The 14204-nt window shown below is 73.5% G+C and carries 13 protein-coding genes; 9 read left to right on the top strand and 4 right to left on the bottom strand.

All coding sequences use genetic code 11. The annotated features are described in order from the left end of the window. The first annotated feature begins 42 nt into the window (after positions 1–42). The gene (locus tag RB614_RS07870; protein ID WP_308711715.1) at positions 43–1461 is read left to right on the top strand and encodes a dihydrolipoyl dehydrogenase family protein; all 1419 of its coding nucleotides are present in this window, start codon (positions 43–45) and stop codon (positions 1459–1461) included. Here the strand turns inward: RB614_RS07870 and RB614_RS07865 are convergent. Next, positions 1446–2159, bottom strand: a complete 714-nt coding sequence (locus RB614_RS07865; RefSeq protein ID WP_308711714.1) for an acetamidase/formamidase family protein — start codon at positions 2157–2159, stop codon at positions 1446–1448. The genes RB614_RS07870 and RB614_RS07865 overlap by 16 nt on opposite strands. Positions 2160–2252: 93 nt before the next feature. On the opposite strand from RB614_RS07865, the gene RB614_RS07860 reads away from it, so the two are divergent. Both RB614_RS07860 and RB614_RS07855 read left to right on the top strand, forming a co-directional pair. Then, positions 2253–3947: a hypothetical protein gene (locus RB614_RS07860; RefSeq protein ID WP_308711713.1), complete on the top strand. Its 1695-nt coding sequence runs from the start codon at positions 2253–2255 to the stop codon at positions 3945–3947. Positions 3948–3966: 19 nt separating this feature from the next. Then, a complete protein-coding gene (locus RB614_RS07855; protein ID WP_308711712.1) occupies positions 3967–4863 on the top strand; it encodes a 5'-methylthioadenosine/S-adenosylhomocysteine nucleosidase family protein in 897 nt (298 codons plus the stop codon). A 14-nt stretch (positions 4864–4877) separates the two neighbouring features. Here the strand turns inward: RB614_RS07855 and RB614_RS07850 are convergent, their stop codons facing one another. After that, complete coding sequence (locus RB614_RS07850; protein WP_308711711.1) at positions 4878–5213, bottom strand: STAS domain-containing protein; 336 nt, start codon at positions 5211–5213, stop codon at positions 4878–4880. A gap of 174 nt (positions 5214–5387) precedes the next feature. Here RB614_RS07850 and RB614_RS07845 point away from each other — a divergent pair, with 174 nt between their 5' ends. After that, entirely contained in the window at positions 5388–5876 is a 489-nt protein-coding gene (locus RB614_RS07845) for an ATP-binding protein (RefSeq protein WP_308711710.1), read from the top strand. On the opposite strand, the gene RB614_RS07840 is transcribed toward RB614_RS07845, so the two are convergent. Then, positions 5839–7011, bottom strand: a complete 1173-nt coding sequence (locus tag RB614_RS07840; RefSeq protein ID WP_308711709.1) for a glycosyltransferase — start codon at positions 7009–7011, stop codon at positions 5839–5841. The genes RB614_RS07845 and RB614_RS07840 overlap by 38 nt on opposite strands. A gap of 173 nt (positions 7012–7184) precedes the next feature. On the opposite strand from RB614_RS07840, the gene RB614_RS07835 reads away from it, so the two are divergent. Then, positions 7185–7844, top strand: a complete 660-nt coding sequence (locus RB614_RS07835) for a TetR/AcrR family transcriptional regulator (RefSeq protein ID WP_308711708.1) — start codon at positions 7185–7187, stop codon at positions 7842–7844. Here RB614_RS07835 and RB614_RS07830 read toward each other — a convergent pair. Next, on the bottom strand, positions 7830–8945 hold the full coding sequence (locus RB614_RS07830; protein WP_308711707.1) for a hypothetical protein: 1116 nt from the start codon (positions 8943–8945) through the stop codon (positions 7830–7832). The genes RB614_RS07835 and RB614_RS07830 overlap by 15 nt on opposite strands. A gap of 159 nt (positions 8946–9104) precedes the next feature. Between RB614_RS07830 and RB614_RS07825 the strand changes: the two genes are divergently transcribed. The 4 genes from RB614_RS07825 (at position 9105) to RB614_RS07810 (ending at position 14109) form a co-directional block, all read left to right on the top strand. Continuing rightward, positions 9105–9671 (top strand): hypothetical protein, encoded by a 567-nt coding sequence (locus RB614_RS07825; RefSeq protein WP_308711706.1) that lies wholly within the window; start codon positions 9105–9107, stop codon positions 9669–9671. Next, positions 9668–10222, top strand: a complete 555-nt coding sequence (locus tag RB614_RS07820; protein WP_308711705.1) for a hypothetical protein — start codon at positions 9668–9670, stop codon at positions 10220–10222. The genes RB614_RS07825 and RB614_RS07820 overlap by 4 nt, the downstream gene beginning before the upstream one ends. Positions 10223–10237: 15 nt before the next feature. Continuing rightward, positions 10238–11881, top strand: coding sequence for an alpha-amylase family protein (locus tag RB614_RS07815; protein WP_308711704.1), 1644 nt, complete (start codon positions 10238–10240; stop codon positions 11879–11881). Positions 11882–12039: 158 nt separating this feature from the next. Further along, positions 12040–14109 (top strand): cellulose binding domain-containing protein, encoded by a 2070-nt coding sequence (locus RB614_RS07810; protein ID WP_308711703.1) that lies wholly within the window; start codon positions 12040–12042, stop codon positions 14107–14109. Positions 14110–14204 lie beyond the last annotated feature (95 nt).

Genomic DNA, 14204 nt, shown 5'->3' with positions numbered 1-14204 from the left:
CCGTCTCCCTGATCCGCGACGGCGGGGGTTAGCCTCACGGGCGTGGCTGCGAAAGAGTACGACCTCATCGTGCTGGGTGCTGGGCCGGTCGGTGAAAACGTCGCCGACCGTGCGGTCCAGCGTGGACTGACCGCCGCTCTCGTGGAGCACGAGCTGGTCGGCGGCGAGTGCTCGTACTGGGCGTGCATGCCGTCCAAGGCCCTGCTCCGCCCGGCCCAGGCGCTGCGCGCCGCGCGGCAGGTGGAGGGTGCCAGGGAGGCGGTCACCGGCGCCCTCGACGTGGCCGCGGTGCTGGCCCGGCGGGACTCGTTCACCCACGACTGGAACGACGACAGCCAGGTCCGCTGGGCCGAGGGCGCGGGCATCGCGGTCGTCCGCGGCCACGGGCGATTCACCGCGGCCAAGGAGGTCACGGTCAGCACGCCGGACGGGGGCGAGGTGCTCCTGCGCGCCCGCCACGCGGTGGTCGTCTCCACCGGCTCCGACCCGCTCATCCCGGACATCGACGGCCTCCGCGACGCCGACCCGTGGACCAGCCGCGACGCGACCAGCGCCAAGGTCACGCCGGAGAGCCTCGCCATCATCGGCGGCGGCGTGGTCGCCACCGAGATGGCCACCGCGTACGCGAGCTTCGGCACCGAGGTCACGCTCATCTCGCGCGGCGGGCTGCTGGCCGGCATGGAGCCGTTCGCCGGCGAGATGGTCGCCGAGGCGCTCCGCGACGCGGGCGCCAAGGTGCTGCTCCAGACGGGGACGACCCGGGTGCGCCGCGCCGGGGAGTCGGTCACGCTGGAGACCGGCGACGGCGAGTCGATCACCGCGCAGGAGGTGCTGGTCGCGACCGGCCGCACACCCCGTACCCGGGACATCGGTCTTGACACGGTCGGCCTGACGCCCGGCGACTGGCTGGAGACCGACGACACGCTGCGGGTCAAGGGTTTCGACTGGCTGTACGCCACCGGCGACGTCAACCACCGCGCGCTCCTCACCCACCAGGGCAAATACCAGGCCCGGGCGGCGGGCGACGTGATCGCCGCGCGGGCGCAGGGGCGGCCGGTCTCGGACGGCGCGTGGGGCACGCACGTGGCGACGGCCGACCACGAGGCGGTGCCGCAGGTGACGTTCACCGACCCGGAGGTCGCGTCGGTCGGCCTGACGCTCAGGGCGGCCACCGCCGCCGGCTACCGGGTGCGCGCCGTCGACTACGAGATCGGATACGTGGCCGGGGCGAGCGTCCACGCCGACGGCTACAAGGGCACCGCCCGCATGGTCGTCGACGAGGACCGCAAGGTGGTGCTCGGCGCCACCTTCGTCGGCCCGGACGTGAGCGAGCTGCTCCAGGCCGCGACGATCGCGGTGGTCGCCCAGGTGCCGCTCGACCGGCTGTGGCACGCGGTGCCCGCCTACCCGACGATCAACGAGGTCTGGCTGCGCCTGCTGGAGACCTACGGCCGCCCCTGAAGGCTACCGGGGCGATCCGTCCTCGCGATCGTCAGCTCGACCCGCTCCATCGGGCACTCGATCGCGGTGCCGCTGACCTCGCCGTCGCCCTGCGCGGCGTGCCCGTCGCCAGCGGAGAAGAGCCCGCCCGGCACCGGTACCGGCAGGTAGAGCGTGCTGCCCGCGACCAGTTCGCGGCAGTCGAGGTTGCCGCCGTACGCGCGGGGCGGCGTCGTCGAGTGCTCCCCCGGCTCGGCCGGCGGCATGCCCATCACGCCGAGGAAGGGGCGCAGCGCGACCGTGTGGCCGTACTGGTTGCGGCCGGTCAGCGCCGCCGCGTCGAGGTCCCAGGCCTGGGTGGTCTGCTCGTCGACCTCGCCGTACCGCTGGTTGAAGACGCTCGGCCAGCCACCCGCCACCGTGGTGCCCCACGGGCCGGGCACGACCGCGTCGACGCGGACCTCGAGCACCATGCCCGGTTCGGCGCCCCGGATCGCGATCGGCCCGACGAGCGCGTGCCCGTACCCCTCGCGGTGGTGCTCACTGCGCGGCCGGTCGTCGAGGCTCCCGCCGCTGTACGGCCCGGCGAACCAGAAGGCGTCCAGTGTGGAGAAGCGCACCGAGTCACCGGGGTCCACGGTGAGGACGGGCGGGTAGTCGCGGGAGAAGTAGCCGTGGAGCGTCGAGCCGCCGGTCTCGATGACGTGCGATGTCCCCATGGCCCGCCACTATCACGTACACGCGCCATCGACACCAGCCGGTTTCGTCGGCAGCCTGGCATAGATCGCCGCCACCCCCACCAGGAGGGCCAGATGTCCCGCCGCACGATGGAGCGCCTCCTGCCACCCGTCGAGCCGATCTCGCCGGCGCCCTCGCTCGACCGCCCCGAGATGTCCGACGCCACCCGCCACCTCTGCGTGGGCGCCTACCTGGACGACCACTTCCGCGACCGCTGCCTGCGCGACGTCTACCACCAGAAGAGGCGCTTCGTCGCGCCCTCCTACGGATTCGACGTGGTGGTGGTGCTGGACCAGTGCCTGCGGGCACGCGATCTGACCATCTTCCGCGACGCCGGTATCGTCCTCGCCGGCTGCCTGGCCGCGTACCTGAACTGGCTCTCGATCGTCGCGCTCGCCGCGACACTCATCCTGCTGAGAGCGGCGCGTTCCGCCTGGCGGCTGATCCGCGACTTCGTCGGCCGGGTGCGCGCCGGCACGGCCGTCGACACCACCGTGAGCCCGGGCCGAGGGCTCGTCCTGCTCCTGGGATGGACGATGCTGGGGCTCGGCTTGGCCGCCATCGCGGGCAGGGTCGTCTCCGCCACCGCCTCGCCCCTTCTCGGCGGCCCGGATGACGGCGGGCCCGCCCTCTCCCTCGGCGGCAGCGCGGGCTATCTCTTCGCCGCCGTCGTCCTGCTGGTACCGGCCGCCTACGCACTGTGGCGCCAGAAGAGGATCGAGCAGTTCACCCTCGGGCGGCCGGCACCGCCCGTCCGGCCGTCGAGCCGGCTGCGGCAGATAGACGAGCAGCGACACGGCAACACGGTGATCTACAGCGGCTTCGAGCCGTTCATCGGGTCCGGCGAGGTGATGAGCACGTGGGGCTTCGCCCAGCGGCTGGTTCGCAAGCCACCCGACAACGTCGTCGATCGCGTCCTGGCGCCCCTCGAAGGGGAGCGCGAGTTCGCGCAGTCACCGTTCAGCGCGGCGGACCTCGTCGACTACCTCAGGACGCACCTCGGTGCGCTGGCCTCCGCCGACGTGGCCGAGCAGCGGATCCCCGACATGCGGGTGGAGGACCGGGTCTTTCTCTCCGCCCGCGAGTGGGGCCACCGCACGCTCACGACCTCGCCGGAGGAGATGGCGGAGATCATCCGAAATCCGACGATGCCGGCCCGGCACTACCTGGCCTGCCAGGTGGTCTCCTGGCGTGGCGCGCTCGTGACGACGGTCCACGTCCACGTGGCGCTCCAGGGCCGGTCGTTGTACCTGGAGGTCACCACCACCTTCCTCGCCCCGCCCAACGAGTGGTACCGCACCGTGGACATCGAGGGTGGCACCGGGCCCGGCGCGTGGATGCGGGCGCTCCGAAGTGGACTCACCGCCACGCCGCGCACGATCGTGCGAGCACCGGGTGGCCTGATCCAGTCGGTGGCCCGCCTCGGACGCGCCTCGCACGGCGCCGCCCGGATGGGCCTGTCCCGGCGCCGGTACGACTACGGCACCCGTACGAGCGTGCGCGAGATCGGCACCAAGGACAAGCTCCGCAACTTCACCCAGCGTCAGGACGTCTTCAAGTTCAAGCGCCTGATCGAGCGCCGGGTGATCGCACACGTGCTCGACTTCCTGGACGAGCGGGACGTGGACACCACGGAGTACCGGGCGAGCGCGGCCTCGGTCCTGAACATCGGCGTCGGCCACTTCGGGCAGGGCGACATGACCTTCCACGACCAGGTGGTAGGTCAGCGCATGCCCGAGCCCACCCAGCCCGCGCAACCCGCCGAGTGACCGGAGAGGACCAGACGGCATGGCACCCACGAACATCGGGATCGGTCACTTCGGGCGCGGCGACCAGATCTTCAACGGGCCGGTGACCGGGCAGTCGTTCGGGCGGGACGAAGAGCGGCGGAGCGAGGAACGGCGGCGGGCGGACGTCGGCGTCCTGACCGTCATCGAGGAGGAGATGGTGGCGGTCGCCGAGGTCCTGCGGTCGATGCACGGCTACCGGACACGGCGGCTCGACAACGACGGGCCGCTGGTGCACGAGGCCCGCTTTCCGGCGGGCGGAGACGAGATCCGGCTCGCCGCGATGCAGACGCTCGACCGCGGCCCCCGCACCTCCGGACTCGCGTTCGAGCGCCTGGTACGGGCGTACGAGCCCGCCGTGGTCCTGCTGGTCGGCATCGCCGGCGGCGTACAGCCGAGCGTGAAGGTGGGCGACGTGGTGATCTCGGACCAGGTGATCTACTACGACGCGCGCCGGGAGGCGGCCGACGGCCCGCACCGCCGCGGCCAGGCCCACACCGTCACGGCGGCGCTGGGCCATCGGCTCAACGAGTTCTTCCTGACCGCGGGGCGCGAGGCCAGGACGCCGGAGGGCACGCCGTTCCGGATGTACCGCGGCCCGATCGGCTCCGGCGACGCCGTCATCACCGACGTCGACTCGGAGATCCGCCGCTGGCTCGGCACCTTCCACGAAAAGATCCTCGCGGTCGAGACCGAGGCGGCCGGCGTCGCCCAGGCGTTCCACGAACGGTCGACCGGCAAAAGCCCGACGTACGGCTGGCTCACGATCCGGGGGATCTCGGACGCCGCCGACGCCGCCAAAGGCCACCGCGACCACGCCCTCGCCTCGGAGCACGCCGCCGCCACCATGCGGCTCCTCCTGCCGCACCTCGTCTTCGGGCCGGACAGCGGCGCGTGACGGCCGCAGGACGCTCAGGCGGGCTGGGGGCGGGGCGCGAGCGTCGGCAGGACGCCGGACACGTCGAGGACGCGGGCGACGGCGCCGCGCGGGTTTTCCAGGCGGTAGGTCAGGCCGGCCGCGGACGCCTCGCGAAAGCCGCCGACCAGGGCACCGATGCCGGTCGAGTCGAGGAACGTCACCCGGCCGAGGTCGACGACCACGCCGGGAAGGCTCCGGCTCGCCGCGCCGGCCAGCGCCTCGCCCTGGCCCTGCAGGAGCACCTCGACGCTGGACAGGTCGATCTCACCGACCAGCGCTAGCTGTACGTGACCGGGGCCGATGCGGACGGTGGTCGTCAGCTGTGTCATGACATGACCTCCAACCCCCACCGTGTCACTCGCGGGACCAGCCCGACATCCACCGCGGGACTACGATCGCCGTGACTGGCAGCGGAACGGTAGCGGGGCGTGGGTGACGGGTGCGCTGGATGCTGGACCTCCTCGGCGCGCGTGACCTGCCGCGGCTTCGGGTAGTACCCGGCCATGACCAGCGCTGACCCGCCCGCCCGGGACCGGGCCGGGCCGGCGCCGACGATGGGTCCCGAGGCGGTCGCCGTGGACCACCAGTTCGACGCGGACGGGCTGTACGCGTTGCGGGCCGCGCTGGCCGCGCACGCCGACCACCTGGGCGCCACCCCCGAGCAGGTGGAACGGCTGCTGATCGTCGGCGGCGAGCTGGCCACCAACGCGATCCGGCACGGCGGCGGCACCGGGCGGCTGCGGCTGTGGCGCGACGGCGACCTGCTGCGCTGCCGGATCAGCGACCAGGGCCCGGGCATGCCGGACCCGGCCGCCGGCTCCCGCCCGCCGGAGCCGACCGCGCTGGGCGGGCGCGGCCTCTGGATCGTGCGCCGCCTCAGCGAAGACGTGGTCGTGGAGACCGGCCCGGACGGCACCACCGTCACCGCCGCGATCGCCCTCGTCGGCGCCGCCCTCACCGCCGACGGCAGGCAGCGCCCGCGCTCCGGCTGAGCGCGGTGAGCACGTCGTCGACGCCCGGCGTCGCCTCGATCTGCGCCCGCAGCGCCCGCGCGGCCGTGCCGAACCCGGGCTCGCCGAGCAGCCGCAGCGCCGCCGCGCGCACCGCCGCCGGCGTGACCGTCCCGGGCTGGAGGGCGATCGCCGCCCCGGCCGCCTGCGCCACCTCCGCGTTGAGGAACTGGTCGGCGGCCTGCGGCAGGATCAGCTGCGGGATCCCGTGCGCGTACGCGCCGAGCATCGTGCCGGCCCCGCCGTGCGAGACGACCAGCCGGCAGCGGGGCAGCAGCAGCGCCTGCGGCACGTACCGCTCGACCAGCACCGACGGTGGCTGCGGCCCGAGCCGCTCCGGGTCGCCGTCGCGACCGACGGTCACCACCACGTCGAGCGGCAGGTCGCGCAGGCCGGCCAGGCACGCCTCGAAGACGCCGGGCGCGCTGTGGAAGATCGTGCCCAAGGTCAGGTACGCGATGTCCGCGGTGGGCCGGGCCGCGAGGGCGGCCGGCAGCCGGTCGGTGGGGAGGATCTCTCCCGGGTACGGGCGCAGGGGCACCACGTTGTCGAACGCCGGCTCGCCCAGGGGTGACAGCGCGGGCGGCGCGATGTCCAGATAGGGCGCGGCGAGCACCTCGGCGGGGAGGTCGGGCGCGTGCCACCGCTCGTAGACCTCGCCCATCGCGGACCCGAGCGCCGCCCGCACCGGCCCGGGCGGCGGGACGCCGATCCCGTGCGTGACGTGCGCCGCCCCGCTGCGATGTGCGGCGATCGCCCCGGCGAACTCGACCGTCTCGTGGACCACCAGGTCGGGCCGCCACGCCTGGGCCCTCGGCACCAGGTCGACCGCCCGCTTGACGGCCGAGGCGCCGAAGAGCGGCCCGATGTCCAGCGACAGGTGCCGCTCCGGTGGCACCGTGGCGAGGTCGGGCAGTGCCGCGTTGCGCTCGTCCCACGACTCGGCGAACGTCGGTCCGACCGCCCAGGTCTCGTAGCCCCGGTCGGCCAGGTGCTCGGCCAGGTCGGGCCCGGTCGCCACCGCCACGTCGTGGCCGCCGCGCGCCGCCGCGCGGGCGAGTGGAAGCATCGGGTGCAGGTGCCCGTAAGCCGGGCAGCCGCTGAACAGAATCCTCATGCCATATCCCCCGGTCTGGCCGCCCGGCCCCCAGTCTGGCGGGTACCCGCGCGGCGCGGACTGGCCCGATCGGACGGCCCGTTCCATCTCCGCCCGACCGTCCACTCGGGACGCGTACGCCGTACCAGATTGATTTAATTAGCTCTATATCTAATAGAGCGTAAGGTAGCCGAATGATCGTCCCGCCGGCTGGCCGCCGCCGCTACGACTCCTCCGGCCGCCGGGCCCAGGCGCTGGCCAACCGGGAGCGGATCCTGCGCGCGGCGACCCGCCTCTTCCGCGAGCACGGATACGCCGTCACGTCGATCGCCCAGGTCGCGGAGGAGGCGGGGGTCTCCACGCCGACCGTGTTCGCGGCCTTCAAGTCAAAGGTCAACCTGCTGAAGGAGGCGGTCGGCGACGCGCTCGGCGACGACGCCGAGGCCGGCGGGCCGGGCGACCAGCCGGTGCTGCGGCGGGTGCACGAGGCGCCGTCAGCCGCCGAGGCGCTCCGGCGGTACGCGGAGGTGATCGCCGACGCCGGGCGGCGGGCGGGCCCGATCTACGCGGTCGCGCACGCCGCGGCCGACGCCGACCCGCAGATCGCCGCGCTCGTCGCCGACCTGGACCGGCAGCGGCTCACCGGCGCCGGCTACGTCGCCACGGCCGTGGCCGCCAAACGCGGCGACGCGGACCTGTCCCGGGTCGGCCACCTGCGGGACACGATCTGGACGCTGAGCTCGCCGCTGCTCCACGGCCTCCTCGTGGGGCAGCGCGGCTGGACCGTCGAGGCGTACCGGGAGTGGATCGCCACCGCCCTCGTCGCGCTGGCCGTGCCGTCAGTCCGTCAGTGAGCGGTCCGGCTGGTACGCGTACGCCGCCTCGCGGACCGTCTCGTCGCTCTCCAGCCCGGCGCCGAGCGCGCCGCCCAGGGTGGCCAGCGCGCTGGCCAGGCAGGCCAGCTCCACCTGGTCGGAAAAGCCGATCGGGTGGCCCAGCGTGCTGGCGTGCAGCCCCGGCGGTACGAGCAGCAGCACGCCGAGCAGCGTGATGACGAAGAGCGCGCAGTAGAGCGCGAACACGCCGATGAGCAGCGTCGTGACCGTGACGGAGTTGAGGAGGATCACCTGTTCGCGGGTGGAGCGGGCCACCTCGCGGTCGGTGGGGCGCGGCGGCGCGCGTTCCCACAGGTCGGCGCCGAGCAGCAGGGTGAGCACCACGGCCGCCACCGAGCCGGCGCCGACCAGCGTCTGCCGCACCCAGCCGAAGGTGTCGGCGAGCTGCCAGACGTCGTTGGTGACCAGCGCGAACACGCCGGCGGCGAGCGCCGCGACGAGGGCCCGGGACAGCCCGACGGCCAGCCGCCAGGGGCGGTTGGCGCGCAGCATGCCGACCAGCAGCCGCAGGTTGCCGCTGACCACCCCGGCGACCACGCCGGCGCCGCGGTCGTCGCCGGCCACCGTGCCGAGCTCGCGGAGCCGGCGCAGCAGCGCGTCCCGGCGCCTGCCGCCGTTCGCGCGGGCCGGTTTGACGTCGACCGGCGTGTCGCCGTCGCCGACCAGCACCGCGACGAGCCGTACGATCGCCTCGCCGGCCCGCCGCTGTACGCCCACCGCGCCGAGCGCCGGCAAGGAGATCACCGCCACCCCGTGCGCGCTGCTCGCGTGCGCGACGACCGGGCGGCGAGCGGTCTGCAATGGCAGGTCGGTGAGGAAGACGGCGAGCTGCCAGCCGCCGTCGAGCAGGCGGCGCCGGGTGCACGAGACGAGCTGGTGCAGCGGGGCCGGGCCGTCGACGAGCCGGTCGGCCACCACCCGGATCGTCCACTTGGCACCGGGCAGCCGGTCGCCCATCTGGTCGGCCAGCCCGTCGACCAGCGTCTGCGCCATCTCCGCGGCCGGCCCCGGCGAGGCGACGAGGCCGACGACGACGGTCGCGGCATCGGCATCCTCCACCGGCGCGTCCTCTCCGTGCGCGGCTGAGACGCCACGAGCGTTCGCCGGGCGGGGGTGAGCGCGGATCGCCCGGTCGGGGTGATCGGGCCGGCGCGGCGGGAATGGGCCGGCGCCCGCTGGGTACCCGGGAGCGGAGCACGCAGACACGGAGGATCGACCGTGACAGAGACGCTGGACCGGGTGGTGGGCGACTGGCCGGAGGAGGCCCAGGAGGCCGCGCGGCGCACCGCCGAGCGGTACGGGCCGCCGGACGAGACGATGCCCAGGCGCCTGGTGTGGAACCACCCCCTGCCGTGGAAGCGGATCGTGGTCAACCGCGACGCGTCGGAGCACCACTTCCCCGAGCCGCACCAGGACCGCATCGAGAGCTGGGTCGACCTGGAGGTGCCGCGGGAGAGCGCCGCCGACGTCGCCGCGTTCAACGGGAGCATCCGGGTCAACCGGACCCGCGGCGAGGTGGCCGCCACCTGCCACGTCGAGGCGGTCAACTTCCTCGCCGTCAACCTCGCCCACGACCTGGTCAGCGGCCGCATCGGGGTGGACGAGGCACGCCGCGAGTACACCGAGATGGTGGCCAGCCACCTGATGGGGCGCCCGCAGGCGTACACCAGCGGTTTCGCCTTCGAGCCGGCGAGCACCGGCGCGGGCACCGCGGACGAGGACCGGCCGGTCGCGCCGCACGAGGTACCGACGGTGTCGGCGCGCGGCACGGGGCGGCCGGCATGACCGCGCCGCTCACCGAGGGGTGGCCGACGAGCGCGGCGGCCGCCGCCCAGGTCACCGCCGACAAGTACGGGCCGCCCGACGAGGCGAGCCCCAACACGCTGATCTGGCACGACCGGACGCCGTGGAAGCGGGTCGTCGTGTCCCGCGCGATCGTCCCGCACCGCTTCCCGCACGAGCACGTCGACGTCGTACAGCACGTCGTGGAGCAGCCGGTGCCGATGGAACGCCTCGCCGACCTGGCCCGGTTCAACGGCAGCGTCGTGTACGACCGGACCCGCGGCGAGCTCTCCTCGCACTGCGAGGACGAGGAGGGCAACATCCTCGCGCTCAACCTCGCGCACGACGTGGTGGCGCACGGCATGGACCCGGATGCGGCCCGGCGCCGCTGCCACGAGGCGATCGAGACCCGAAACAGCGAGAACCGCGACCCGTACCTGGACGCGCTGGTGTTCGAGCCCGGCCGCGGCCCGGACCCGGACGAGGCGACCATCGACGACGAGCTGCGGGACCGGCTACGCCACGCGTTGGGCGGCGCGGACCGGCCGGCCTGACCCGCGGAGGGTCGGGTGGACCGCTGGTACCGCAACTCCGTCATCTACGCGCTGGACGTCCGGCTGTTTCAGGACTCCAACGGCGACGGGTACGGCGACATCCCGGGCCTGACCTCCCGGCTGGACTACCTGACCCGGCTCGGCGTGAACGCGGTCTGGCTCAACCCGATCCACCCCTCCCCGCGGCGCGACGGCGGTTACGACATCACCGACTACTACGGCGTCGACCCCCGGCTGGGTACCCTCGGCGACCTGGCCGAGCTGCTCGACAACGCCGACGAGCGCGGGCTGCGGGTGATGCTCGACCTGGTGCTCAACCACACCAGCGACGAGCACCCGTGGTTTCAGCAGGCCCGTGCCGACCGCGACTCCCCGTACCGGGACTGGTACGTGTGGTCCGACAGCGAGCCGGACGACCGCTGGCACGGGCAGGTCTTCCCCGGCGTCGAGTCGGAGACGTGGACGTACGACGACGTGGCGGAGGCCTGGTACCGGCACCGGTTCTACACGTTCGAGCCGGACCTCAACACCCACAACCCCGCGGTACGCCGGGAGATCCGCAAGATCCTGGAGTTCTGGCTGCGCCTCGGCGTGGCCGGCTTCCGGGTCGACGCCGCGCCGATGCTGATCGAGAGCCGGCGGGACGGGCAGATCGGGACGCCCTCCCGCGACTACGCGTTCCTGCGCGAGCTGCGCGAGACGCTGTCGTGGCGGCGCGGCGACGCGGTGCTGCTGGCCGAGGCGAACGTCGGCGACGGCGAACTCCTGGAGTACTTCGGCGAGGCGGACGGGTCGGCGAGCCGGCTGATGATGGTGTTCGCGTTCCGGCTCAACCAGGCGATCATGCTGAGCCTGGCCCGCCAGGACGCGTCGCCGCTCAAGGCCACCCTCCGCGAGCTGCCCGAACTCCCGCTGCACGCCCAGTGGGCCACGTTCCTGCGCAACCACGACGAGGTCGACCTGGAGCGGCTCACGCCGGGCGAGCGGGAGGAGGTGATGGCGGAGTTCGGCCCCGAGGAGCGGATGCACCTGTACCACCGGGGCTTGCGCCGCCGCCTCGCGCCCATGCTGGACGGCGACCGGCGGCGGCTGGAGATGGCGTACAGCCTGCAGTTCACGATGCCGGGCACGCCGGTGATCCGGTACGGCGACGAGATCGGCATGGGCGAGGACCTGACGCTGCCGGAGCGGACCGCCATCCGTACCCCCATGCAGTGGTCGGCCACCGCGAACGCCGGCTTCTCCGACGCGCCCGCGGCCGCCCTCGTCACGCCCGTCATCAGTAACGGCGAGTACGGCGCGGACCTGGTCAACGTCACCGCCCAGCGGCTCGACCCGGACAGCCTGCTGGTGTGGTTCGAGCGGATGCTGCACACGCTGCGCGAGTGCGAGGAGATCGGCCGCGGCGCCCACGACGTCCTGGAGATCGGCCCGCCGCACCTGCTCGCGCACAGCGCCCGCGGCGCCGGCGGCTGCGTACTCTTCCTGCACAACCTCGCGCCCGACCCGTGCCGCGTCGCGCTCCCCGCGCACCTGCGCCGCGACATCCCGCCGCTCAACGTCGCCGCCGACGGCGACTACGGCGACAAGGTCGACCCGGATGCCATCGACGTGCACGGCTACGGCTACCGCTGGATCCGCCTGGACCGCTGGCCCTGAGCATCCCGCCGGCGGGGCGCTTGCCAAGTGAAGGCGCTCGATCGATACTGCTATCGGTCCAGAGCCGGACATGGTCGTGAGGCAGGGCAACCTTCGACCGCATTCACCAGCTGTGCGTCATCCCTGCCGATGCGTCATGTCCCCGGAGCGTCTGACCGATGAGATACCCCATGCTTCGCCGCGCGGCGTCCGCCGCGGCACTCCTCCTCGCCGCCGGCGCGCTCGCCGGCATCAGCCAGCCGGCCGCCCACGCGGCCGTGGCGCCCGCCACCGTCACCGTCAACGCGCGGGCCGGCCTCGCCGCCATGCCCGCCACCGGCCTCGGCATCAACGACGCCATCTGGGACCAGGAGCTCGGCACGAACGCGGTGGCCGACCTGCTCAAGTCGGCCGGTGTGACGATGCGCCGCTACCCCGGCGGCTCGTACGCGGACATCTACCACTGGGCCGACCACACCGCGCCGGGCGGCTACGTCGCGCCGAACACCGACTTCGACACGTTCATGGCCGGCGTGCGGCGCACCGGCGCCACCCCGATGATCATCGCGAACTACGGCACCGGCACCGCCGCGGAGGCCGCCGGCTGGGTCCGCCAGGCCAACGTGGTCAAGAAGTACGGCGTCAAGTACTGGACGGTCGGCAACGAGAACTACGGCAACGGCCACTACGGCGCGGCCTGGGAGGCGGACGACCACCCGGACAAGAGCCCCCGGCAGTACGCCAACGAGGTCGTCGCGTACGCCGACGCGATGAAGGCGGTCGACCCGAGCATCAAGGTCGGCGCGGTGCTCACGATCCCGGCGGGCTGGCCGGACGCGGTCGTGGCCGAGGGCGACGCGGGCAGCTGGAACCAGGTGGTGCTCTCCATCGCCGGACCGAAGATCGACTTCGTCGACCTGCACTGGTACCCGGGCGGCCCCAGCGCGGCCGAGGCGATGGGCAAGACCGAGCACCTCGTCGACGCGCTCTACATCGTGCGGCAGCAGATCGCGAAGTACGCCGGCGCCAACTCCGGCCGGATCGGCATCAGCCTCACCGAGACCAACGTCGGCGTCGGCCAGAACACCCAGCCGGGCGCCATCTTCCTCGCCGACGCGTACGCGACGCTGCTCGCGAACGGCGTCTTCACGGTGCAGTGGTGGAACGTGCACAACGGCATCGGCACCGTGTCCACTGTGGCCGGCCAGACCGACTACGGCGACTTCGGCATGTTCTCCAGCGGCACGTGCACACCGGACGGTACGACCTGCGAGCCGCCGCTCAACACGCCGTTCGCGCCCTACCACGGTCTCTCCCTGATGAACACGTTCGCCCGCCCCGGCGACCAGTTCGTCCGCGCCGCCACGAGCGACCCGCTCGTCACCGCGCACGCGGTCCGCAGGTCCAATGGGGACGTCAACGTGCTGCTGCTCAACCGCGACCCGGACAGCGCCCGCGACGTCACCATCGACTACGCCGGTTTCGCGCCGGCCGGTGGCGCGGTGACCGTCCACACGTACGCCAACGGGGCGGCCGGCATCGCCACCGCCCAGGCCGGCACGGCGACCAGCCAGACGCTCCCGCCGTACTCGCTGACCGTCCTGACGAGCAAGGCCGAGCGGGCCGTCACCGGCCTGCCCACCGCGCCCGGCCAGCCCACCGCGAGCGCCGTCACCGACCGCACCGCGACGATCAGCTGGCCGGCCGGGCGCGCCGGCGCGCATCCGATCGCCAAGTACGAGGTGCACCGCCAGCTCGGCGCGGTCAGCGAGCAGCTCGGCGAGACGCCCGGCACCTCGTTTACCGTCGGCAACCTGCGGCCCGGCAGCCGGTACACGGTGAACGTCCTGGCCCGCGACACCGCCGGCAACGTCTCGTGGGCCTCGCCGCCGCTCACCTTCACCACGGGCACACCGGCGCAGAGCACGTGCACGGTGAAGTGGACGTACACCACAGATTGGTCCAGCGGCTACGTGGCCAGTGTGGACATCACCAACACCGGCACCCGCGCGCTCACCAGCTGGACGCTCACGTACGAGTGGCCGACGAGCTGGCAGCGGATGGACGGCGGCTGGAACGCCACCTGGACCGAGACCGGCCGCACCGTCAAGGTGACCAACCTGGACGGCAACGGCCTCCTCGCCGCGGAGGGGGGCACGGTCAACGTCGGCTTCGTCGGCGCCTACAGCGGGCCGAACGTGACACCGGCCGCGTTCACCCTCAACGGCACGGTGTGCACCACGCTCTGAGGCGGGCCCGGCCGGCGCCGCCCGGGGGCCCGCCGCCCCGGGCGCCCCCGCCCCCCCCCGCACCCACCCCGGCCCGGTGGGCCCCCCGCCCGCCG

Origin of the sequence: Phytohabitans maris, from assembly GCF_031085175.1 — a bacterium.
GTDB classification, from domain to species: domain Bacteria; phylum Actinomycetota; class Actinomycetes; order Mycobacteriales; family Micromonosporaceae; genus Phytohabitans; species Phytohabitans maris.
Note: the sequence above shows the minus strand (reverse complement) of the source record. Positions and strands in the feature narration are given on the sequence as shown.

Bases quoted from the DNA above. Each gene is read 5' to 3' on its own strand.
- RB614_RS07855 (WP_308711712.1), top strand. From the start codon at position 3,967: ATGGCACCCACGAACATCGGGATCGGTCACTTCGGGCGCGGCGACCAG.
- RB614_RS07840 (WP_308711709.1), bottom strand. From the start codon at position 7,011: ATGAGGATTCTGTTCAGCGGCTGCCCGGCTTACGGGCACCTGCACCCG.
- RB614_RS07860 (WP_308711713.1), top strand. From the start codon at position 2,253: ATGTCCCGCCGCACGATGGAGCGCCTCCTGCCACCCGTCGAGCCGATC.
- RB614_RS07865 (WP_308711714.1), bottom strand. From the start codon at position 2,159: ATGGGGACATCGCACGTCATCGAGACCGGCGGCTCGACGCTCCACGGC.
- RB614_RS07845 (WP_308711710.1), top strand. From the start codon at position 5,388: ATGACCAGCGCTGACCCGCCCGCCCGGGACCGGGCCGGGCCGGCGCCG.
- RB614_RS07850 (WP_308711711.1), bottom strand. From the start codon at position 5,213: ATGACACAGCTGACGACCACCGTCCGCATCGGCCCCGGTCACGTACAG.
- RB614_RS07820 (WP_308711705.1), top strand. From the start codon at position 9,668: ATGACCGCGCCGCTCACCGAGGGGTGGCCGACGAGCGCGGCGGCCGCC.
- RB614_RS07835 (WP_308711708.1), top strand. From the start codon at position 7,185: ATGATCGTCCCGCCGGCTGGCCGCCGCCGCTACGACTCCTCCGGCCGC.
- RB614_RS07810 (WP_308711703.1), top strand. From the start codon at position 12,040: ATGAGATACCCCATGCTTCGCCGCGCGGCGTCCGCCGCGGCACTCCTC.